Here is a 20,439-nt window from a genome sequence, read left to right as displayed (position 1 = left end):
GGGCTGGGCGGGGCGCCTGGCTCCTAGAGGACCTTTCCTCCCGTGTGGATCTCCAGGGCCGTACGTACGGCGGACTCCAGGGCTCCTTCGATCCACGCGGGTTTGACGGACGTGTGGTCCCCGGCGAAGTGCAGCGGCCCCTCGGCCACGGGGATGGCGGGCAGCAGCTCGGTGTGCTGGCCGGGCAGGAGCACGGACGCCTCCCCGTAGGCGTAGGGGTCGCGCAGCCAGCTCTGCGTGCGGCCCGCGCCGGTGTAGAAGACCTCGATGCGCTGGCCGTAGACCTGCTGGAGGCCGCAGAGCGCGTACGGGTAGCGCGCCTCGTCGTCCAGTGAGTCCCAGCGCAGCGCGTCGTCCGCCCAGCTGTAGGAGGCAAGGACCACACCTCCGGCGCTGCCCGGGATCCGGTGGGAGGGGTGGAACATGAACCGGTTGGCGTTGTCCGACACCGAGCCGCCTCCCGTGACGTCGACGGCCTCCGGCTGTTCGCGTGCGAGCGCGCGGTTGGCGGCGTAGTGGGTGCGCTGGCCCGCCGTGATGTGTCCGGCGGGCACGGAGGGGTGGGCTCCGAGAAGGCTGCCGTCCGCCGCCGCCCGGCCGGTGCGGTAGGCGTCGTACAGACCGGGGTCGATGGTGCGCAACTCCCGTTTCCAGTCGGCCTCGTCCCACTCCCACCAGCGTCGGCTGAACTCCAGCAGCACCTTGGTCGCGCTGTCGTAGTGCAGTTCGGCGACCGCCCGGCGCTTGCCGTACGACAGCGGCGGGGTCAGCTGCACATGGCGCAGCCCGGAGAACGGCACGGTGACCACGGCGACGTCCGCGGTGAACTGCTCGCGTACGACCGGGCGGCCGCGCCCCTCCGACACGGTGTCCACCCATACGTGCGGACCCTTGCCGCGGACGTGCTCGGCGTCCGGCGAAGGACGGTCGGGGTGGTGGTACTGGATGCGCGTGACCCGTCGGTCGAAGCGCACGGTGTCGCGGACGCGTGCCAGCAGGGCGTCCGGGAGTACAGCCGTGCCGCCCTCCAGCTCGTAGAAGGGGGTGCTGGGGCTGATGAGGGAGGCGCCGGTGAAGCTGTGGATGAAGGACAGCGGGAGGCGGGAGGTGAGGTTCTCCAGGGTGCCGATCAGGTCGATGGTCCGTTCGTCGAGGCCGGCGTGCTCGGTGAGGAAGCGGAACATCGACCAGTCACCGAACCGCCGCACCACCCGGGCCCAGCCCCGCAGCCGCTCCGGCAGCGGCTTGTCGACCCGTTGGCCGCGGTGGTCGAGGTAGCTGAACTCGTCGCGCACCGGGTCGAGTACGGAGCGCAGGATGGCGGCGGCGGGGGTGTCCCAGCGGGCCCGGGGGACACCGAAGGAGCGGTTCACGCGCCGGGGCGCGCGTGCGTAGTCGGCGCGCCGCACGCGGATGCCGTTGACGTGGATCCAGGTGCGGTGGGCGGGCCGTCCCTCGCTGTCGACGTCCACGTAGTGGAAACGCCGCTTCTTCAGGGCGAACTGGTCGATCAGTTCCATTACCAGGGGATGGCTGCCCGGGATGCGCATCGCGCCCGCCTCGGCGTACTGGCGGGGGTCGGCGAAGGGCTGCTCGGCGTTCTCGTGGCCGCCGCGCCGGAAGGTCTTGATCCGGCCGCCCGCCCGGTTGCCGTTGGCCTCCAGCACCGTCACGCGGTGACCGGCACCCTTCAGCAGCCAGGCGGCCACGAGACCGGCCGGGCCCGCGCCGATGACCAGGACGTTCTTCGGCCGTGCCGCTCGCCGGGCCGGCAGTCCCTTCTGGAGGACGCTCTGATAGCGCGGGACGAGGGGGCGGTCGTCGGAGTCCAGTACGAGGAGTGCGCGGGCGACGGCCAGGCACCGGTCGGAGTCGGCGCCACGGCTGCCCTCGCTGACGGCCGGTGCGGGGCGGGCCGCGGCGGTGCCGCCGGACAGGGCGGTGGCCACGGAGGCCGTGCCGGCGGCCGCCGCGAAGCCCCGCCGGGAGAGGCCGCCGTCTGAACGCACCACCAGATGATCTTCAGTCATGGCGGTCTTTGTACAGGTTCGCCGACGTGAAGGGCTCGGTGAAGGGCCGGGGGAACCCGAAGGGATGAACGCCGCGTGATCTCCGTCTGCCGCGCCGATCAAGCCGCCGACAGTGCGATAGGAGAGGCGGGAGGGAAGGGGAAACATGGTCCAGCGGCGCACACTGTTCGGTGGCAGGATCCGGTACTGGTTCGACAGCACGCTGGCCCGTGGCGCCGCCGTGCTCGTCGTCTGGATGGCGCTGCTGTGCCTGGCCGTCGTCCTCCCGGCCAGCGCGGTGCTCGCCTGGACCGACCCCGACGTGCCCGCGTCCCTGGGTGACCGGCTTGTGCAGGTGTGGCGCCACACCGGGAAGACGCTGCGGCTGGGCGGCGCGACGGGGCCCCCGCTGCGGGTGGCGTTGTCGGTGCTGCTCGCGCTGGTCACCCTGCTGTACGTCTCGGCCCTCGTCGGCCTGATCACGGCGGCGCTGACGGAGCGGCTCACCGCGTTGCGCCGGGGCCGTTCCACCGTGCTCGAAGAAGGTCACGCCGTCGTCCTTGGCTGGTCGGAGCAGGTGTTCACCGTGGTGAGCGAGCTGGTGGCCGCCAACGCCAACCAGCGGCGGGCGGCGGTGGTCGTGCTGGCCGACCGGGACAAGACCGTGATGGAGGAGGCGCTGAGCACGAAGGTGGGCCATTTCGGCCGTACGCGGCTGATCTGCCGCAGCGGTCCCACCACCGACCCCGCCGTGTTACCCCTGGCGAACCCGGCCGAGGCCGGTGTCGTACTGGTCATGCCCCGCGACGAGCCCGCAGCCGACGCCGAGGTGGTCAAGACGCTGCTTGCCCTCAGGGCGGCCCTGCCCGACGCGGCGACCCGCCCGGCCGTGGTCGCCGCCGTCCGGGACGACGGCTACCGCCTGGCCGCCCAACTCGCCGCCGGACCGGACAGCGTCATTCTGGAGAGTGACACCGTCACCGCCCGGTTGATCGTCCAGGCCGCGCGCCACCCCGGGCTCTCCCTCGTCCACCAGGAACTCCTCGACTTCGCGGGCGACGAGTTCTACCTGGTCACCGAACCGGCCCTGGTCGGCCGCCCGTTCGGTGACGCGCTGCTGTCCTACGCCACGTCGAGCGCCGTCGGGTTGATGCGAGGCGACACCCCGCTGCTCAACCCGGCGCCGGAGACGGTCATCGCTCCGGACGACCTGCTCATCGTCGTCTCCCGTGACGACGACACGGTCTGGCTGGACGACTGTGCGGAGCTGGCCGAGGAGGCGGCGATGGCGTCCGGTCCTCCGACTCCCGCGCGGGCGGAGCGGGTGCTTCTGCTTGGCTGGAACCGCCGGGCGCCGCTCATGGTCGACCAGTTGCGCCGCCGTTCCCGGCCGGGGTCCGCCGTCGACGTGGTGACGGACCACGGGGAGGCGACGGTCCGGGAGGTGGCCGAGGCCGAGGCGGACGGCGGTGCCGAGCTGAGCCTGACCCTGCACCACGGGGACGTGACCCGCCCGGAGACCCTGCGCCGTCTGGACGTCCACTCCTACGACAGCGTGATCGTGCTCGGCCGCGACCCCGTTCCCGTCCCCGTGCCCGGACAGTCGCCGGACGACCCCGACAACCGCACGCTCGTCACCCTCCTGCTGCTGCGGCGCCTTGAGGAGACGACCGGGCGCGAACTTCCGGTCGTCACCGAGCTGATCGACGACCGCAACCGGGCGCTGGCCCCCATCGGCCCCGGGGCCGACGTGATCATCAGCGGCAAGTTCATCGGCCTGCTCATGGCGCAGATCTCTCAGAACCGGCACCTGGCGGCGGTGTTCGAGGAGCTGTTCTCCGCCGACGGCACCGGGGTCCGCCTGCGACCGGCCACGGACTATGTGCTGCCCGGGAGCGAGACGCCCTTCGCCACGGTCGTGGCCGCGGCACGCCGGCGCCACGAATGCGCCATCGGTTACCGGATCTACGACGCCACGTCGACGAGCCCCGGCTACGGCGTGCGGATCAATCCGCCCAAGGCCGAACGGCGCCGCTGGGCGGCCAAGGACGAGGTGGTCGTGATCGGCAGGGACTGGACGAGCGGGCCGGCCGAATGAGATGACTTCCAGGTGCCCCGGGCGGTCATCCGGGCGCGCCCCGCTTCGACCAGTCTCTGTGAAGGAGTCCCATGTCCGACGTCGTGCGCCTCGCGAGCGCCGCCGACCATCTCATACTGGAGCGGCTGTGGCTGATGTTCCGTCATGACATGTCCGAGGTCGACGGCAGGCTGCCCAACCCGGATGGGGGCTTTCGCGACGAATGGCTTCGGGCGGCCCTGGTCGACGCCGACTGGGCACCGTACCTGCTGGTGAGCGGCGACCGCCCCGCGGGGCTCGCGCTGGTCCGCGGTGTGAGCGGTCCGACGCGCGTCCTGAACAGCTTCTTCGTTGTCCGCGGGGCGCGCGGGAGAGGCATCGGGCTACAGGCGGCCCAGGAGGTCGTGGCCAAGCACCCGGGGCAGTGGGAGATCGCGTTCCAGGACGCCAACTCGGCCGCGGTCCGCTTCTGGCGCCGCGTCGCCGCGAAGGTCGCGTGCGGGGAGTGGACCGAGGAGCACAGGCCGGTGCCGCAGCGGCCGGATCTGCCGCCGGACGCCTGGATCTCCTTCAGCACGCTCGCTTGAACAGGTATCCACCACGCTCGCTTGAACAGGTGTCGGGGAGAGGGATCCCGGGAGGGTGACCGGCCCCGCCCACTGGATGCAGGCGGGGCCGGTCGTCCCCCTGAAGGCGGTCAGCCTCGGCTTCGGCGGGCCATCGCCACCGCGCCGCCGCCCGCGATCAGCAGCACCACCGCCCCGCCCGCGACATACGGCGTCATCGAACTGCCCCCGGTCTCCGCGAGGTTCGCCTCCGTGGCCTTCGAGCCGACCGGCTTCGCCGGCTTCCCCTGGGGCTTCGTGCCGCCGCCCTCACGCTCCCGCTCGCGCTCGCGTTCCGCCCTCGGCGTCTCGCAGCCGGCCCCCGCCAGCGTCACCGTCCCCTCCACCTCGGCGACGTTCAGCTTCAAGGGGTTCACCGAGACCTTCAGCTCCAGCGCCGTCGCCGCGGCCGTACGCGATGTCGTACGCCTCTTCGACAGGTCGAGCCGCACCTCCCCGACCCCCGCCACCTTCACCTCGGACGTCCCTCCGGCCGTCAGCGTCACCTTCTTGCCGAGCACGGTCACCGCGCCCAGCACGTTCGCCTCGGCGACAGGCCGCTTCCCCGCCTCGCAGACGGCCTTCGAGGTGACCTTCTCGACCTCGATCAGGGAGAGCGACGCCAGCCCGGGGACGTGCATCCTGGCCCGCGCCACGTTGCTGTACCCCTCCGCCCTGCCGCCCTTCACCGTCGCCCTGGCCGTCGCCACGTCCGCGCGCAGGACGCTGAACGGCCGGCCGCCGTCGACCCCGTCAAGGCGGGCGGTCAGCGCGGTCTTCTCGGCGCTCGCGGGCGCCTGGACTTCGTTGAGGGAGACCTTGAGCGGGACGTTCACGGTCTTGTTGAGCAGGGAGACGTCGAGCCCGGTCCGCAGGACGACGGCGTCGGCGCGGCCACCGCGGTCCTGGTCGCCGCCCGTGGCCTGCGCGGGTCCCGCACCGGCGAGCGCCGCGGGACCGGCGGCGAGGGCGGTGGCGGTGGCCACGACGGCGAGACGGCGGCGGCAAGCGGGCATGCCGAAGGTGTTGCTGTTCAAGGTGGTGGAACCCCCACAGGAGAAACGGGCCGTCGGCAGGCGCACGCCACATGGGGACATCGCGTACGCACCGAGGGCGTCGCCCTTCATCGACGGAGGACGACGCGGGAATCTTTACGCACTTAGAGTGAACAGTCAGCAACGAGACGTGAGTTCACTCCAAAGGGAGAATTTCGACCTTGCTTTCGAATCTCCCGGCACGCACGTTCCCCCACTTCACCCGGACAACTGCCGTTTCCGGCACGGTGTTTGACGCGAAGCGCTACCCCACCACCCTCCCTCGCAGCACCACCCGCCGCGGCGCGGCAAGCACCCGTACGTCCTGGCGGGGATCCGCCTCGTACACCACGAGGTCCGCCGGGGCGCCCTCCGTCAGGCCGGGGCGGCCGAGCCAGTCGCGCGCCCCCCAGGTCGTCGCGGAGAGCGCGGCCACCGGCGGGATGCCCGCGCGGGTCAGCTCGGCGACCTCGGCGGCGACCAGGCCGTGCGGCAGGGAGCCGCCCGCGTCGGTGCCCGCGAAGACCGGGACGCCCGCGTCGTAGGCGGCCCGTACCGTGTCGTAGCGGCGGTCGTAGAGCCTGCGCATATGGGCCGACCAGCGGGGGAACTTCTTCTCGCCGCCCGCCGCGAGGTCGGGGAACGTGGCGATGTTGACCAGCGTCGGGACGATGGCGACGCCCCGCTCGGCGAAGAGCGGGATGGTGTCCTCGGTGAGGCCCGTGGCGTGTTCGATGCAGTCGATCCCCGCCTCGACCAGGTCCCGCAGGGAGTCCTCGGCGAAGCAGTGGGCGGTGACGCGGGCGCCCAGGCGGTGCGCCTCGGCGATCGCCGCCTCGACCGCGTCCCGGGGCCAGCAGGCGGTCAGGTCACCGGCCTCGCGGTCGATCCAGTCGCCGACGAGCTTGACCCAGCCGTCGCCGCGCCGGGCCTCCTGTGCCACGTACGCGACGAGGTCGTCGGGCTCGATCTCATGGGCGTAGTTGCGGATGTAGCGGCGTGTGCGCGCGATGTGGCGGCCCGCCCGGATGATCTTCGGCAGGTCCTCGCGGTCGTCGATCCAGCGGGTGTCGGACGGCGAGCCCGCGTCACGGATGAGGAGGGCGCCGATCTCGCGGTCGGTCAGGGCCTGCTTCTCCGCCGTGTCGGCGTCCACGGGCCCGTGGGCGTCGAGGCCGACGTGACAGTGCGCGTCGACCAGGCCGGGCAGGGCCCAGCCCTCGACGGCGACGCTCTCCGTCGCGGGCGTCACCGGGCGGTCGTACGTCACCCTCCCCCCGACGACCCACAGTTCGTCCCGTACGTCATCGGGCCCGACGAGCACCCGCCCCTTCACGTGCAGCACCGCGTGATCGCTCATGGCAGCAGCTTAGGAGGCGCTCCGGGCGGGCGGTACGGGGCGCCGGGAACGCCCCGGGAGGGCGCTGGGCACTCCCGTCGCCGGGTGCTCGGTACGCTCGTACCGCAGCCCGGACGAACTCGTGAGCGAAGTGAGCAGTGATGTGAGCAGTACTGTGACGCACCCCTTTCTGGACCTGGCGCCGCTGAGCGCCCAGCACTTCGCCGCCATCGAGGCGCGGGTGGCCCGGCTGCTCGACACGGAGCAGGACGTCGTGATCATGCAGGGTGAGGCCCTGCTGCCCCTGGAGGGGTGCATCCGGGGCGCCGCGCGGCCCGGTACGACCGCCCTGAACGTGATCACCGGGCCGTACGGACAGACCTTCGGCAACTGGCTGCGGGACTGCGGCGCCGACGTCGTCGACCTCGCCGTGCCCTTCCACACGGCCGTCACCGCCGACCAGGTACGCCAGGCCTTCGCCGAGCACCCGGAGATCGACTTCGTCTCGCTGGTGCACGCCGAGGCCGCCACCGGCAACACCAATCCGGTCGCGGAGATCGGTGAGGTCGTGCGGGAGCACGGCGCCCTGTTCATGCTGGACGCGGTCGCCTCGGTGGGCGCCGAGCCGCTGCTGCCCGACGCGTGGGGCGTGGACCTGTGCGTGATCGGCGCGCAGAAGGCGATGGGCGGTCCGGCGGGCGTCTCCGCGGTGTCGGTGAGCGAGCGGGCCTGGCAGCGGATCGCCGCCAACCCGCAGGCGCCCCGCCGCTCCTACCTCTCCCTCCTCGACTGGAAGGAGCGCTGGATCGACGGCGGCCGCAAGGCCCTGCTGCACGCGCCGGCCCAGCTGGAGATGCTGGCCCTGGAAGCGTGCGTGGAGCGCATCGAGACGGAGGGCCTTGACGCCCTGATGGCGCGCCACGCCACGGCCGCCGCCGCCACGCGCGCGGGTGCGCTCGCGCTCGGCGGGGGCCTGGAGCCGTATGTGTACGAGGCCCGGGACGCGGCCCCCGTCGCCACCACCCTGCGCGTGCCCTCGGGCGCGGACGCCTCGGAGCTGGTCGCCAGGGCGCTCGCCGCGGACCCGGTGCTTCCGCTGGTCGCCGGGGGCGGGGCGCTGGCCAAGGAGATGATCCGGGTCAACCACTACGGCCCGGACGCCACCCGGGGTGTCGTACACGCCTGCCTCGCGGCCCTCGGCGCCGCGCTGACCGAGTCGGGCCTGACGGTCGACCTGGAGGCGGCCCGCCGCGCGGTGACGGCCACCTGGAGCTAGCGGACGCTCGGGGCGGGGCCGCCGTGGGCGCCCCGCCGGAGCACCCGGGGCCGACGGGCAGCCCCCGGGGCCGAAAGTCCACCCTTTCGCCGAGGCGCCCCGCCATGGCAACGTGCCCTTCATGAGCACTCTCCCCGACGGCCGCCGTATCCCGCCCCTGACCGCCGACGAGCCCGCCATGCTGGCCAGTTGGCTGGACATGCACCGGGCCACGCTCGCCATCAAGTGCTCGGGGCTCGACGACGAGCAGGCGCTGCGCACGTCCGTGGAGCCGTCCTCGCTCTGCCTGTTCGGGCTTGTGCAGCACCTCGCCGAGGTGGAGCGGAACTGGATCCAGCGGATCTTCGACCAGCGGGACGTGCCCCCGATCTTCGAGAAGTCGCCGGACGGCGGGTTCACGCCGGACCGCGACCGGACGTTCGCCGAGGTGCTCGCGGTGTGGGAGGGCGAGGTCGCCGTCAACCGGAAGATATGCGAGGGGCGGGCGCCGGACGAGACGGGCCGGCTCGGGGCCGGGGAGGCGGCCGTCGTGGGCGGCGAGGCCGAGGTCAGCCTGCGCTGGGTCCTGATCCACCTCATCGAGGAGTACGCACGCCACAACGGCCATGCGGATCTCCTGCGCGAACGCATCGACGGCGTGACGGGAACGTGAGCGGAACATGAATCGGGCGCGCCTTTTCGGCACGGGTCACGCACCGTCCGCCAATCCTTCCGCCTATTCATCCGCGCATTCTCACGAATTCTTTATCAGCACAGCTTCCCGTATTCTTCTGCCCGCTTTCCGGCGCCCTAAACACTAAGGTTTCGTCAGCGCCAATCGGCGTAATTCGGACGCGTCTCATGCAGGTTACATCGGTGTGACGCACTCCACATCGCGCCCTTTTCGCGGGCATATGACCCGGTCAAATCGCCACAAATCTCGGGGATCTCATGCGTGCGCACACCCACGCGCGATAACACATGAAACGCTCTTGCGGAACCCCTTCCCTCGATGCAATTCCAGAAATTGCTCGGTAAATTCAATCCGCATGACCGCTGCACAAGCCGATCTACCGACCGACCTGCACGCGCAATTCCTGGAAATGCCCGAGGGACTGCGACTCGACAGTCCCGCCGTCGCCGACGGCGCCGCCATCTGGCGGATCGCCCGCGACTCCAAGGTGCTGGACCTCAACTCCTCCTACAGCTACCTGCTGTGGTGCCGCGACTTCGCGGCCACGTCCGTCGTGGCCCGGGACGCCGCCGGCGACGCGGCCGGGTTCATCACCGGCTACATCCGGCCCGAGCGCCCCGAGACCCTGATGGTCTGGCAGGTCGCCGTCGACCACGATCAGCGCGGCCGCGGTCTGGCCGGCGCCCTGCTCGACGGGCTGACCGCGAAGGTCGCCAGGGGCCGCAGGCTGACCACGATCGAGACGACGATCGCGCCCTCGAACACGGCGTCCGAGCGGCTCTTCCTCTCCTACGCGCGTCGACACGGCGCGTCGGTGGAGCGCAGGACCCTCTTCGACGCCGGGCTCTTCCCCGACGACGGACACGAGCCCGAGGTGCTGTACCGCATCGGTCCACTCGGCCCCTGAGCCGCCCTCGCTTCCCCCAGCCACACCCGTAACTCCTCTCCACCTCCCACGACTTTCCATCTCCCAGGAGATCCGCTGTGACCATCACCCAGCCCGACCTGAGCGTCTTCGAGACCCTGGAGTCGGAGGTGCGCAGCTACTGCCGCGGTTGGCCTACGGTCTTCGACCGCGCGCAGGGCAGCCGCATGTTCGACGAGGACGGCCACGAGTACCTCGACTTCTTCGCCGGGGCCGGCTCACTCAACTACGGCCACAACAACCCGGTCCTCAAACGCGCGCTCATCGACTACCTGGAGCGCGACGGCGTCGTGCACGGTCTCGACATGTCGACGACCGCCAAGCGCGCCTTCCTGGAGTCGTTCCAGAACATCATCCTGCGCCCGCGCGACCTGCCGTACAAGGTCATGTTCCCGGGCCCGACGGGCACCAACGCCGTGGAGTCGGCGCTGAAGCTGGCCCGCAAGGTCAAGGGCCGCGAGTCGATCGTGTCGTTCACGAACGCCTTCCACGGCATGTCGCTCGGCTCGCTCGCGGTGACCGGCAACGCCTTCAAGCGGGCGGGCGCCGGTATACCGCTGGTGCACGGCACGCCGATGCCGTTCGACAACTACCTCGACGGCCAGACCCCCGACTTCATCTGGTTCGAGCGGCTTCTGGAGGACCAGGGCTCCGGCCTCAACCAGCCCGCCGCCGTGATCGTCGAGACGGTGCAGGGCGAGGGCGGCATCAACGTCGCCCGCACCGAGTGGCTGCGCAAGCTCGCCGATGTGTGCGAGCGCTGGGACATGCTCCTGATCGTCGACGACATCCAGATGGGCTGCGGCCGCACCGGTGCCTTCTTCTCCTTCGAGGAGGCGGGCATCACGCCGGACATCGTGACGGTGTCGAAGTCCATCAGCGGCTACGGCATGCCCATGTCGCTCTGCCTCTTCAAGCCGGAGCTCGACGTCTGGGAGCCGGGCGAGCACAACGGCACGTTCCGGGGCAACAACCCGGCGTTCGTCACGGCCGCCGCCGCCCTCGAGACGTACTGGACCGACGGTTCGGCGATGGAGAAGCAGACCCGCGCCCGCGGCGAGCAGGTCGAGCAGGCGCTGAGCGCGATCGTCGACGAGAACCGCGCCGAGATCAAGGAGTTCCGCGGCCGCGGCCTGGTCTGGGGCATCGAGTTCCTGGACAAGGACCGCGCGAGCGCGGTGGCGAAGCGGGCCTTCGAACTGGGCCTGCTGATCGAGACCTCCGGCCCCGAGGGAGAGGTCGTCAAGCTCCTCCCGGCGCTGACGATCACCCCCGACGAGCTGGACGAGGGGCTGCGCACGCTCGCCCGCGCGGTACGCGAGACCGCCTGAGCGAGCGACTGTCCGAGCCCCCGGCAACGTAAGAGAAAAGGAACCAACTCACCGTGATCGTCCGTTCGTTCAAGGACATTGAAGGCACCGACCGCCATGTGAAGGCCAAGTCGGGTACCTGGGAGAGCAAGCGCATCGTCCTCGCCAAGGAGCGCGTGGGGTTCTCCCTGCACGAGACCATCCTGTACGCGGGGACGGAGACGTCGATGTGGTACGCGAACCACATCGAGGCCGTCGTCTGCACCAAGGGCGAGGCCGAGCTGACCGACGACACGACCGGCGAGAAGTACACGATCACCCCGGGCACCATGTACCTGCTCGACGGGCACGAGAAGCACACCATGCGGATCAAGGAGGACTTCCACTGCCTGTGTGTCTTCAACCCGCCCGTCACCGGTCGTGAGGACCACGACGAGAACGGCGTGTACCCGCTGCTCACGGAGCCGGACCCGGTCTGAACGGCTGACATCCCGCACAGGGCCGTACGAGAGGAGAGGCAGGCAACACCATGACCACCGCACCCGAACGCACCACTGACCTGTACCCGACCCGAGGCGCCGAGGAGGTGCTCATCGAACGCAAGGACCCGGTGGTGTGGTCCGAGCCGGGTACCGAGGGGCCCATCGCGGCCGGGGATCTGGCGGGGTTCGAGCGGGACGGTTTCCTGGCCATCGACCAGTTGATCACCCCGGACGAAGTCAGCGTGTACCACGCCGAGTTGGAACGGCTCATGAACGACCCGGTGATGCGGGCGGACGAGCGTTCCATCGTCGAGCCTCGCTCGCAGGAGATCCGCTCCCTCTTCGAGGTGCACAAGATCAGTGAGCTGTTCGGCAGGCTCGCCGCCGATCCGCGCGTGGTGGGCCGCGCCCGCCAGATCCTGGGATCCGACGTCTACGTCCACCAGTCCCGGATCAACGTGAAGCCGGGCTTCGGGGCCTCGGGGTTCTACTGGCACTCGGACTTCGAGACCTGGCACGCGGAGGACGGCCTGCCGAACATGCGCACCGTCTCGGTGTCGATCGCGCTGACGAAGAACCACGACACCAACGGCGGCCTCATGATCATGCCGGGGTCGCACAAGACGTTCCTCGGGTGTGCGGGCGCCACGCCGAAGGACAACTACAAGCGGTCGCTGCAGATGCAGGACGCGGGCATCCCGTCGAACGAGACGCTGACCCATCTCGCGGCCGACCACGGGATCCGCCTCTTCACCGGCGAGGCGGGCTCGGCCACCTGGTTCGACTGCAACGCCATGCACGGTTCCGGGGACAACATCACCCCGTATCCGCGCTCGAACGTCTTCATCGTCTTCAACAGCGTGGAGAACAAGGCGGTCGAGCCGTTCGCGGCGCCGGTGCGCAGGCCCGAGTTCATCGGGGCGCGCGACTTCACCCCGGTGGGGTGAGCTGACGTACGCGCCGGTCGCCCGGCACCCCCCGTGGGTGCCGGGCCGACCGGCGTTTTCTGCCGGTGTTACAGCGCGGGGTAGTCCGTGTAGCCCTTCTCGGTGCCGCCGTAGAAGGTCGTCGGGTCGGGCGTGTTGTACGGGCCCCCGGCCTTCAGGCGGGCCGGCAGGTCGGGGTTGGCGAGGAAGAGCGCGCCGAACGCGATGAGGTCGGCGGTGCCGTCCTCGATCAGGGCGAGCGCGTCCTGGCCGGTGGGGCCCTCGGTCTGCGGGTTCAGGATGAAGGTCCCGCCGAAGTCCTGGCGCAGCCGGGTGACGAGCTCGCGGATCTCGCCCACTTCGAGGACGTGCAGATACGCGAGGTCCAGCGCGGCCAGCTCCTTCACCAGGGCGGTGTAGGTGGGCTCCGGGTCGGGCTCGGCGATGTCGTTGAAGGGGTTGGCGGGCGAGACGCGGAAGCCGGTGCGGGCGGCGCCGATCTCGGCGGTGACGGCCTTGGCCACCTCGACGGCGAAGCGGAGGCGGTTCTCCACGGAGCCGCCCCACTCGTCGGTGCGCCGGTTGGTGCCGGGCGCGAGGAACTGGTGGATCAGATAGCCGTTGGCGCCGTGCAGCTCGACGCCGTCGAAGCCCGCGTCGATCGCGTGCCGTGCGGCGGTGGCGAAGTCGGCGATGGTGGCGCGGATCTCGGCATCGGTCAGCTCATGCGGGGTGACGAAGTCCTTGGGACCCTCGGCCGTGTAGACCTGCCCCTTGGCGGTGACCGCCGAGGGGGCGACGTTGACCAGGCCGTCGGGGAGCAGGACGGGGTGGCCGATGCGGCCCGCGTGCATGATCTGGGCGAAGATCTTGCCGCCCGCCGCGTGCACGGCGTCGGTGACCTTGCGCCAGGAGGCGACCTGCTCGGCGCTGTGCAGGCCCGGCGTGTCCGGATATCCCTGGCCGACCACAGAAGGCTGGATGCCCTCGGTGATGATCAGGCCCGCGGAGGCGCGCTGGGCGTAGTACGCAACGGTCAGGTCGGTGGCCACACCGTCCTGACCTGCGCGGCTTCGGGTCATGGGGGCCATGGCGATGCGGTTGGCGAGCGTGGTGCCGGACAGGTCGATCGGATCGAACGCGGTGGTCATCAGAACTCCCGGGCAAGGTTTATGTGGTCGGCCAAGTAACGCGCCGGGTCTCACTGTAACCCATTCCTTGGCCGACCAAGGTAATATTTTGGAAGACGTTCAGTGACCAGGTCCAGTGACCAGCAGGAGCACGTGATGAAGGCCGACCCCGCACCGACCGACCCGGCCGGCCCCGCCTGTCCCCCCCGGCTGCCCGCGGTGGCCATGGCGGGCCCCGCCAGCCACGCGGTCAGCCGGGTGGCGCGGCTGCACCGCATCGCCGCGGGCAAGGTCCTGAAGGGGGTCGGCCTCTACCCCGGCCAGGAGTTCGTGATGATGCACCTGTGGGAGGCGGGCCCGGTGCGGCAGTCCGAGCTGATCAAGGCGGTGGAGCTGGACCCCTCGACGGTCACGAAGATGCTCCAGCGGCTGGAGCAGGCGGGCCATGTGCGCCGCCGCCCCGACCCGGCCGACCGCCGGGCGGTGCTCGTCGAGGCCAGCGAGGCGAGCTGCGGGCTGCTCGCCCAGGTGGAGCGCGCGTGGGGCGAGTTGGAGCGGCATACGCTCGCCGGGCTCGACGAGGACGAGCGTACGGAACTGCTGCGGCTGCTCGCCAAGGTGGAGGACAACCTATGCACGGAGACGGCGGACTGCCCGGAGCGGCGGGCCCCGCAAGGGTAGGCGTGCCCGCTCAGCCGGCCAGTACGTCGAGGAGGCGGTCCACGTCGGCCTCGGTGTTGTACAGGTGGAAGGTGGCGCGCAGATGGCCCGCCCGCGCCGCCGCGAGGATGCCCGCGCGGGCCAGTTCCGGCTCGCGGTCGGCGAGCCCGGGGACAGAGACGATGGGTGAGGTTCCCGGCACCGGGGAGTGGCCGAGCGCGGCGAGCCCCGCGCGGTAGCGCTCGGCGAGCGCCACGTCGTGGGCGTGGATCGCGTCGACGCCCACCTCCTCGATCAGGGAGAGCGCGGCGGCCGCCCCGTGGTAGGCGAGGAAGGCGGGCGGCTCGTCGAACCTCCGCGCGCCCGGGGCGAGTTCACCGATCGGGCCATACGTCGAATGCCAGGAGTCGGCCGCCGCGAGCCAGCCGCCGTGCAGCGGCACAAGGGAGTCCTGCGCCGCCTCGCTCACCGTGAGGAAGGACGTGCCGCGCGGGCAGAGCAGCCACTTGAAGGCGCCGGTCACGGAGTAGTCGTACGCCCCCGCGTCGAACGGCAGCCAGCCCGCCGACTGTGTGGCGTCGGCGAGGGTGCGCGCCCCGTGCGCGGCCGCCGCCTCGCGGATCGCGGCGCAGTCCGCCTCGCGGCCGTCGGCCGATTGGACGGTGGAGAACGCGACCAGCGCGGTCTCGGGGCGGACGGCCTCCGCGAGCCCTTCCAGCGGCGCGTACCTCGGCACGAGGTCGCCGCGCAGCACGAACGGGTTGATCAGGGACGAGAAGTCCCCTTCGGGGAAGAGCACTTCGGCGCCCGCCGGCAGGGACGCGGCGATCAGGCCGACGTGGACGGCGACCGAGCCGCCGGTCGCCACCCGCGAGGGGTCCACGCCCGCCAGCCGCGCGAAGGACTCGCGGGCCGCTTCGACCTTCCCGAAGTCGCCCGAGCCGCCGCGCCCGCCCGCGCCGATCTCGGCCGCCAGGGCCTGGACGGCCGCGACGGCCCTGCGCGGCAGCAGACCGCAGCTCGCCGTGTTGAGGTAGGTCGTCGTCGGGGCGAACTCGCCCGCGTGGTCAGTGCTGTCGCCGGTCCCCATGAGCGTCATGGAGATCAACCTATGCGGCCGCTCAGCCCTGCGGAACCGCGCACCCGTCGGGCCCGCACGCCTCGCCCCCGTCGGCGTCCGCGAGCGCGGTCAGCGGCGAGCGGCTGCCCCACGCCTGCTCAAGGGCTTGCGTGAAGACCTCGGCGGGCTGGGCGCCGGAGATGCCGTACTTGCGGTCGAGGACGAAGAACGGCACGCCGTTCGCGCCCAGTTCGGCGGCCTCGCGCTCGTCGGCGCGGACGTCGTCGGCGTACTTCTCGGCGTCGGCGAGTACGGCACGCACCTCGTCGCCGTCCAGGCCCGCCTCGACGGCCAGCTCCACGACGCGCTCGTCGTCGGCGAAGACGGACCGCTCCTCGGCGAAGTTCGCGCGGTAGAGCAGGCCGATCAGCTCGTCCTGCCTGCCGCGCTCCTTGGCGAGGTGCAGGAGGCGGTGCATGTCGAAGGTGTTGCCGTGGTCGCGGCCCTCGGTGAGGTAGGCGAGGCCTTCGGCGGCGGCGTTCTCCCCGAGCCGCCGCTCGCCCTCGCGGGCCTGCTCCTCGGTCATGCCGTACTTGCGCATGAGCATCGGGATGACCGGGCCGCTGTCGCCCTTGGCGCGCCCGGGGTCCAGCTCGAAGGAGCGGTGCACGACCTCGACGGCGTCGCGGTGCGGGAAGGCGGCGAGGGCCTTCTCGAAGCGGGCCTTGCCCACGTAGCACCAGGGGCAGGCGATGTCGCTCCAGATCTCGACGCGCATGTGTGTGGCTCTCTTCAGGTCGTACGTCAGGTCGGTGCGGAGGGAGCCTCCGCTCAGAGCGTCAACGCATGGGCAAAGCGGCTCATTCCCCCGCCGCGAACTTGCCCGTGTTGGCCCTCACCCAGGTGCGCAGGTGCGCCAGTGGCTCCAGGGCGCCCCGGCCGAGGCCGGTCAGTTCGTACTCGACGCGGGGCGGGACCTCCGCGTAGACCGTGCGCTGCACCAGGCCGTTCTCCTCCAGGCGGCGCAGGGTCTGGGTGAGGGCCTTGGGGCTGACGCCCTCCAGCTTGCGGCGCAGCTCGCCGAAGCGGCGCGGGCCGTCCTCCAGGGCGGTGATGGCGAGGCCCGTCCATTTGTGGACGAGGAGTTCGTAGACCGCGCGGCCGGGGCAGAGCAGGCCGTAGATGTCGTGCGGCCGAGCGGCGGTGCCGGGGCGCTCATTGCGGGGCTGACCAGTCATGGTTCCCAAAATATAGTTGGGCTCCTTGCGGGTGACCAGGCCGTCCGTCCTACGGTCCCGATCATGACTTCGCGCCTCTTCCCCCTCTCCTCCCCCGCTTCCCCTGTCTCCCCCGTCCGTGTCGGCATCGTCGGCCTGTCCGCGCGCGGCGGCTGGGCGCCCCGCTCCCACCTGCCCGCGCTCGCCCGTCTCGAGGGGTACGAGCTGCGCGCCCTCTCCGCGTCGAGCGAGGAGTCGGCGCGGGCGGCGGGCGAGAAGTACGGGGTGCCGCTGGCCTTCGGCTCGACCGAGGAGCTGGTCCGCAGCGACCAGGTCGACCTCGTCGTGGTGAGCGTGCGCGTGCCGCTGCACCGCCAGGCGGTCCTGGCCGCGCTCGGCGCGGGCAAGGCGGTGCTCAGCGAGTGGCCGCTCGGCAACGGTCTCGCCGAGGCCGAGGAGCTGGCGGCGGCCGCCGACCGGGCGGGGGTCCGGACGTTCGTGGGCCTCCAGGCCCGGTCGGCGCCCGCGGTCCGGCACGTCCGGGGGCTGGTCGCCGACGGCTATGTGGGCGAGGTCCTTTCGACGAGTCTGGTCGCGTCGGGGCGCGGGTGGGGCCCGGTGTCCGAGCCGAGCGGCGCCTATCTCCTGGACGAGCGGAACGGCGCCACGATGCTGACGATCCCCTTCGGGCACACCGTCGACGCGCTCACGATGGTGCTCGGCGAGTTCACCGAGGTCTCCGCGACCCTGGCGACGCGGCGCCCTGTCGTGCGCGAGGCGGGCACGGGGCGCACCGCGCCGATGACGGCCGCCGACCAGATCGCCGTGTCGGGGCGCCTGGCGTCGGGGGCCGTCGTCTCGGCGCACTTCCGTTCGGGTCTCTCCCGGGGCACGGACTTCCACTGGGAGATCAACGGCACGGAGGGGGACCTCGTCGTCACCGGCGACTCCGGGCACCTCCAGCAGGCCGCGGTGACCGTGCGCGGCGGACGCGGCGCGGAGAAGGCGCTCACCGAACTCCCGGTGCCCGTACGCCACTTCGACGTGCCCGCGCTGGAGGAGCTGCGGGGGCACCCGTCGTACGAAGTGGCGTACAACGTGGGAGCGCAGTACGCGCGGATCCTCGCCGACCTCACCGAGGGCACCGCCCACGCCCCGGACTTCGCGCACGCGGTCCGGCGCCAGCGGCTGCTGGACGCGATCGGGCGGTCGGCGGCCACGGGGCGGCGCGTGGAGGTGTGAGCGAACGCCCGCGCCCGCGGCGGGTCAGTGCTCGTACCGGCCGTCGATCCGCCGCGGCAGGCCCAGCGGGTTGGCGTCGCGCAGCTCGGGCGGGAGCAGCGCCTCGGGGGTGTTCTGGTACGCGACCGGGCGCAGCCAGCGTTCGATGGCCGTGCCGCCCACGGACGTCGACGTGGAGGTGGTGGCGGGGTAGGGGCCGCCGTGGTGCTGGGCGGGTGCGACGGCGACGCCGGTGGGCCAGCCGTCGACGAGCACGCGCCCGGCGAGCGGGGTGACCTCGGCGATCAGCTCGGCGCCCCGGGGGTTCGCGCCAGCCGCCTCGTCGGCGGAGAGCTGCACGGTCGCGGTGAGGTTGCCGGGCAGGCGGGAGAGGACGGCGGTGATCTCCGCGTCGTCGGCGTAGCGGGCGACGACGGTGACCGGGCCGAAGCACTCCTCGAGGAGCAGGTCGTGCTCCCCTTCGCTCGCCAGGCGCGCCGCCGGGACGGTGAGGAAGCCCGCGCTGACGGTGTGCTCGCCGCCCGCGCCGGGGGTCACCGGGGCCGCCACGTCCGGGAGTTGGGCGCGCTCGCGCACCCCGGCGACGAAGTTGTCCCGCATCCGGTGGTCGAGGAGCACCCCGGCCTCGGTGTCGCTGACGGCCTCGGTCAGGGACTTCACGAGCCGGTCGCCGCCCGCGCCCTCGGGGGCGAGGACAAGGCCGGGCTTGACGCAGAACTGGCCGACGCCGAGCGTCATCGAGCCCGCGAGGCCGGTGCCGATCTGCTCGCCGCGCTCGGCGGCGGCGGCCTCGGTGACCACGACGGGGTTGAGGGAGCCGAGTTCGCCGTGGAAGGGGATCGGCACGGGCCGTGCGGCGGCCGCGTCGAAGAGGGCGCGTCCGCCGCGGATGGAGCCGGTGAACCCGGCGCCGGACACCAGCGGGTGCTCGACCAGTGCGACGCCCGCGTCGAAGCCGTGCACCAGGCCGATGGCGCCCTCGGGGATGTCGTGGCGGGCCGCCGCCCTGCGCAGCACGGAGGCGACCAGCTCGGAGGTGCCCGGGTGGTCGGGGTGGGCCTTGACGACGACGGGGCAGCCCGCGGCGAGGGCGCTCGCGGTGTCGCCGCCGGGCACGGAGAAGGCGAAGGGGAAGTTGGACGCGGAGTAGACGGCGACGACGCCGAGCGGGATCTTGTAGCGGCGCAGGTCGGGGATGGGCGGGGTCGCCGAGGCGTCGGGGTGGTCGATGACGATGTCGAGGAAGGCGCCTTCGTCGACCAGGTCCGCGAAGGCCCGCAGTTGGTAGCAGGTGCGGGCGAGTTCGCCGGTGAGCCGGACCGGGCCGAGGGCGGTCTCCGCGTCCGCGGCCTCCACGAGGTGGTCCTTGGCCTCCTCGAGCAGTCCGGCGGCGGTGCGCAGGAAGGCGGCGCGGACCGTGCGGTCGGCGAGGGCGGGCGCCGCGGCACGGGCGGCGCGGACCGCCTGGTCCACCTCCTCGGCCGTGGCCTCCACCGCAACCTGCTCGCGCTGCTTCCCGGTTCGGGGGTCGACACTCCAGACTGGTGCTGCTGCCACCGCGGATTCCCTTTCCAGAGGTATGCCACTCATCAGGGCTGTTCGATATGCTGAACGCCGTCTCTGTTGATGAATGAGCGGGGACTCGGAGCGTATTTCTCGGCGATCTAAGGGGTCAAGGGCGATGTCGGGTGGCGAGACCGGAGGCGGTGCGCAGGTCAAGTCCGCGGTGCGGACAGTGGAGCTGCTCGAGTACTTCGCCGGCCGTCCCGGCATGCACTCCCTCGCCGCGGTCCAGGAAGCGGTCGGCTACCCCAAGTCGAGCCTCTACATGCTGCTTCGCACCCTGGTCGAGCTGGGCTGGGTCGAGACGGACGCGACCGGCACGCGGTACGGCATCGGCGTACGCGCCCTGCTCGTCGGCACCTCGTACATCGACGGCGACGAGGTCGTGGCCGCCGCCCGGCCGACCCTCGACCGGCTCTCCGACGACACCACGGAGACCATCCATCTCGCGCGGCTCGACGGCACGAACGTCGTCTACCTCGCCACCCGCCAGTCCCAGCACTATCTGCGGCCGTTCACGCGGGTCGGCCGCAGGCTGCCCGCGCACTCCACCTCGCTCGGCAAGGCGCTGCTCGCCACCTTCACCGACGAGCAGGTCCGCAAGATGCTCCCGGAGGCGCTGCCCGCGCTGACCGAGCACACCATCACCGACCGCGAGAAGCTCATCGAGGAGCTGCACGCGGTGCGCGAGCAGGGCTTCGCGGTGGACCGCGAGGAGAACACGCTCGGCCTGCGCTGCTTCGGTGTCGCCATCCCCTACCGCACTCCGGCACGGGACGCGATCAGCTGCTCGGTGCCGGTGGCGCGGCTCACGCCCGCGCACGAACAGATGGTCAAGGACGCCCTGTTCGACGCGCGCGACCGGCTTACCTTGGCGACGCGCAGACTCTGACGCTTTCCGGCCCCGACAC

At 71.7% G+C, this 20,439-nt stretch carries 19 protein-coding genes; 11 read left to right on the top strand and 8 right to left on the bottom strand.

Annotation, left to right across the window (positions count from 1 at the left end; all coding sequences use genetic code 11):
• Positions 1–23: 23 nt before the first annotated feature.
• A complete protein-coding gene (lgoX, locus tag GKQ77_RS04630) occupies positions 24–2,030 on the bottom strand; it encodes an L-glutamate oxidase LgoX (RefSeq protein ID WP_219687413.1) in 2,007 nt (668 codons plus the stop codon).
• A 145-nt stretch (positions 2,031–2,175) separates the two neighbouring features.
• Here lgoX and GKQ77_RS04625 point away from each other — a divergent pair, with 145 nt between their 5' ends.
• The gene (locus GKQ77_RS04625; protein ID WP_219687412.1) at positions 2,176–4,107 is read left to right on the top strand and encodes a CASTOR/POLLUX-related putative ion channel; all 1,932 of its coding nucleotides are present in this window, start codon (positions 2,176–2,178) and stop codon (positions 4,105–4,107) included.
• A 71-nt stretch (positions 4,108–4,178) separates the two neighbouring features.
• A complete protein-coding gene (locus tag GKQ77_RS04620) occupies positions 4,179–4,673 on the top strand; it encodes a GNAT family N-acetyltransferase (RefSeq protein WP_219687411.1) in 495 nt (164 codons plus the stop codon).
• A 110-nt stretch (positions 4,674–4,783) separates the two neighbouring features.
• On the opposite strand, the gene GKQ77_RS04615 is transcribed toward GKQ77_RS04620, so the two are convergent.
• Together GKQ77_RS04615 and GKQ77_RS04610 are read right to left on the bottom strand one after the other, a co-directional pair.
• The gene (locus GKQ77_RS04615) at positions 4,784–5,728 is read right to left on the bottom strand and encodes an SCO1860 family LAETG-anchored protein (protein ID WP_219687410.1); all 945 of its coding nucleotides are present in this window, start codon (positions 5,726–5,728) and stop codon (positions 4,784–4,786) included.
• A gap of 262 nt (positions 5,729–5,990) precedes the next feature.
• Complete coding sequence (locus GKQ77_RS04610; protein WP_219687409.1) at positions 5,991–7,085, bottom strand: amidohydrolase family protein; 1,095 nt, start codon at positions 7,083–7,085, stop codon at positions 5,991–5,993.
• A 154-nt stretch (positions 7,086–7,239) separates the two neighbouring features.
• Between GKQ77_RS04610 and GKQ77_RS04605 the strand changes: the two genes are divergently transcribed.
• The 6 genes from GKQ77_RS04605 (at position 7,240) to thpD (ending at position 12,677) form a co-directional block, all read left to right on the top strand.
• The gene (locus tag GKQ77_RS04605; protein ID WP_219687416.1) at positions 7,240–8,340 is read left to right on the top strand and encodes a pyridoxal-phosphate-dependent aminotransferase family protein; all 1,101 of its coding nucleotides are present in this window, start codon (positions 7,240–7,242) and stop codon (positions 8,338–8,340) included.
• Between the two features lie 121 nt (positions 8,341–8,461).
• A complete protein-coding gene (locus GKQ77_RS04600; protein WP_219687408.1) occupies positions 8,462–8,992 on the top strand; it encodes a DinB family protein in 531 nt (176 codons plus the stop codon).
• Between the two features lie 376 nt (positions 8,993–9,368).
• Positions 9,369–9,920 (top strand): diaminobutyrate acetyltransferase, encoded by a 552-nt coding sequence (gene ectA, locus GKQ77_RS04595; protein WP_219687407.1) that lies wholly within the window; start codon positions 9,369–9,371, stop codon positions 9,918–9,920.
• A gap of 77 nt (positions 9,921–9,997) precedes the next feature.
• Positions 9,998–11,269: a diaminobutyrate--2-oxoglutarate transaminase gene (gene ectB / locus GKQ77_RS04590; protein ID WP_125511960.1), complete on the top strand. Its 1,272-nt coding sequence runs from the start codon at positions 9,998–10,000 to the stop codon at positions 11,267–11,269.
• Positions 11,270–11,322: 53 nt separating this feature from the next.
• Positions 11,323–11,727: an ectoine synthase gene (locus tag GKQ77_RS04585; protein ID WP_219687406.1), complete on the top strand. Its 405-nt coding sequence runs from the start codon at positions 11,323–11,325 to the stop codon at positions 11,725–11,727.
• Positions 11,728–11,777: 50 nt separating this feature from the next.
• The gene (gene thpD / locus GKQ77_RS04580) at positions 11,778–12,677 is read left to right on the top strand and encodes an ectoine hydroxylase (protein WP_219687405.1); all 900 of its coding nucleotides are present in this window, start codon (positions 11,778–11,780) and stop codon (positions 12,675–12,677) included.
• 68 nt (positions 12,678–12,745) lie between these two features.
• On the opposite strand, the gene GKQ77_RS04575 is transcribed toward thpD, so the two are convergent.
• A complete protein-coding gene (locus GKQ77_RS04575; protein WP_219687404.1) occupies positions 12,746–13,807 on the bottom strand; it encodes an alkene reductase in 1,062 nt (353 codons plus the stop codon).
• Between the two features lie 135 nt (positions 13,808–13,942).
• On the opposite strand from GKQ77_RS04575, the gene GKQ77_RS04570 reads away from it, so the two are divergent.
• A complete protein-coding gene (locus GKQ77_RS04570; RefSeq protein WP_219687415.1) occupies positions 13,943–14,467 on the top strand; it encodes a MarR family winged helix-turn-helix transcriptional regulator in 525 nt (174 codons plus the stop codon).
• Between the two features lie 10 nt (positions 14,468–14,477).
• On the opposite strand, the gene GKQ77_RS04565 is transcribed toward GKQ77_RS04570, so the two are convergent.
• From GKQ77_RS04565 to GKQ77_RS04555, 3 genes are all read right to left on the bottom strand, one after another.
• The gene (locus GKQ77_RS04565) at positions 14,478–15,536 is read right to left on the bottom strand and encodes an aminotransferase class V-fold PLP-dependent enzyme (protein WP_372459827.1); all 1,059 of its coding nucleotides are present in this window, start codon (positions 15,534–15,536) and stop codon (positions 14,478–14,480) included.
• Between the two features lie 31 nt (positions 15,537–15,567).
• Positions 15,568–16,284, bottom strand: coding sequence for a DsbA family oxidoreductase (locus GKQ77_RS04560; protein ID WP_219687402.1), 717 nt, complete (start codon positions 16,282–16,284; stop codon positions 15,568–15,570).
• Positions 16,285–16,366: 82 nt separating this feature from the next.
• The gene (locus tag GKQ77_RS04555) at positions 16,367–16,744 is read right to left on the bottom strand and encodes a winged helix-turn-helix transcriptional regulator (protein WP_219687401.1); all 378 of its coding nucleotides are present in this window, start codon (positions 16,742–16,744) and stop codon (positions 16,367–16,369) included.
• Between the two features lie 63 nt (positions 16,745–16,807).
• On the opposite strand from GKQ77_RS04555, the gene GKQ77_RS04550 reads away from it, so the two are divergent.
• Positions 16,808–17,965, top strand: a complete 1,158-nt coding sequence (locus tag GKQ77_RS04550; protein ID WP_219687400.1) for a Gfo/Idh/MocA family protein — start codon at positions 16,808–16,810, stop codon at positions 17,963–17,965.
• A gap of 24 nt (positions 17,966–17,989) precedes the next feature.
• Here the strand turns inward: GKQ77_RS04550 and GKQ77_RS04545 are convergent, their stop codons facing one another.
• Positions 17,990–19,522: an aldehyde dehydrogenase (NADP(+)) gene (locus GKQ77_RS04545; protein ID WP_219687399.1), complete on the bottom strand. Its 1,533-nt coding sequence runs from the start codon at positions 19,520–19,522 to the stop codon at positions 17,990–17,992.
• A gap of 124 nt (positions 19,523–19,646) precedes the next feature.
• Here GKQ77_RS04545 and GKQ77_RS04540 point away from each other — a divergent pair, with 124 nt between their 5' ends.
• Positions 19,647–20,420 (top strand): IclR family transcriptional regulator, encoded by a 774-nt coding sequence (locus GKQ77_RS04540; protein WP_219687398.1) that lies wholly within the window; start codon positions 19,647–19,649, stop codon positions 20,418–20,420.
• The last annotated feature ends 19 nt before the right edge of the window (positions 20,421–20,439 follow it).

Source organism: Streptomyces anatolicus, assembly GCF_019400875.1.
Taxonomy (GTDB): domain Bacteria; phylum Actinomycetota; class Actinomycetes; order Streptomycetales; family Streptomycetaceae; genus Streptomyces; species Streptomyces anatolicus.
Note: the sequence above shows the minus strand (reverse complement) of the source record. Positions and strands in the feature narration are given on the sequence as shown.

Excerpts from the sequence above, each read along its gene's own strand:
- lgoX (WP_219687413.1), bottom strand. The coding sequence starts at position 2,030 with ATGACTGAAGATCATCTGGTGGTGCGTTCAGACGGCGGCCTCTCCCGG.
- GKQ77_RS04625 (WP_219687412.1), top strand. The coding sequence starts at position 2,176 with ATGGTCCAGCGGCGCACACTGTTCGGTGGCAGGATCCGGTACTGGTTC.
- GKQ77_RS04620 (WP_219687411.1), top strand. The coding sequence starts at position 4,179 with ATGTCCGACGTCGTGCGCCTCGCGAGCGCCGCCGACCATCTCATACTG.
- GKQ77_RS04610 (WP_219687409.1), bottom strand. The coding sequence starts at position 7,085 with ATGAGCGATCACGCGGTGCTGCACGTGAAGGGGCGGGTGCTCGTCGGG.
- GKQ77_RS04600 (WP_219687408.1), top strand. The coding sequence starts at position 8,462 with ATGAGCACTCTCCCCGACGGCCGCCGTATCCCGCCCCTGACCGCCGAC.
- ectA (WP_219687407.1), top strand. The coding sequence starts at position 9,369 with ATGACCGCTGCACAAGCCGATCTACCGACCGACCTGCACGCGCAATTC.
- thpD (WP_219687405.1), top strand. The coding sequence starts at position 11,778 with ATGACCACCGCACCCGAACGCACCACTGACCTGTACCCGACCCGAGGC.
- GKQ77_RS04575 (WP_219687404.1), bottom strand. The coding sequence starts at position 13,807 with ATGACCACCGCGTTCGATCCGATCGACCTGTCCGGCACCACGCTCGCC.
- GKQ77_RS04570 (WP_219687415.1), top strand. The coding sequence starts at position 13,943 with ATGAAGGCCGACCCCGCACCGACCGACCCGGCCGGCCCCGCCTGTCCC.
- GKQ77_RS04565 (WP_372459827.1), bottom strand. The coding sequence starts at position 15,536 with ATGGGGACCGGCGACAGCACTGACCACGCGGGCGAGTTCGCCCCGACG.
- GKQ77_RS04560 (WP_219687402.1), bottom strand. The coding sequence starts at position 16,284 with ATGCGCGTCGAGATCTGGAGCGACATCGCCTGCCCCTGGTGCTACGTG.
- GKQ77_RS04555 (WP_219687401.1), bottom strand. The coding sequence starts at position 16,744 with ATGACTGGTCAGCCCCGCAATGAGCGCCCCGGCACCGCCGCTCGGCCG.
- GKQ77_RS04550 (WP_219687400.1), top strand. The coding sequence starts at position 16,808 with ATGACTTCGCGCCTCTTCCCCCTCTCCTCCCCCGCTTCCCCTGTCTCC.
- GKQ77_RS04540 (WP_219687398.1), top strand. The coding sequence starts at position 19,647 with ATGTCGGGTGGCGAGACCGGAGGCGGTGCGCAGGTCAAGTCCGCGGTG.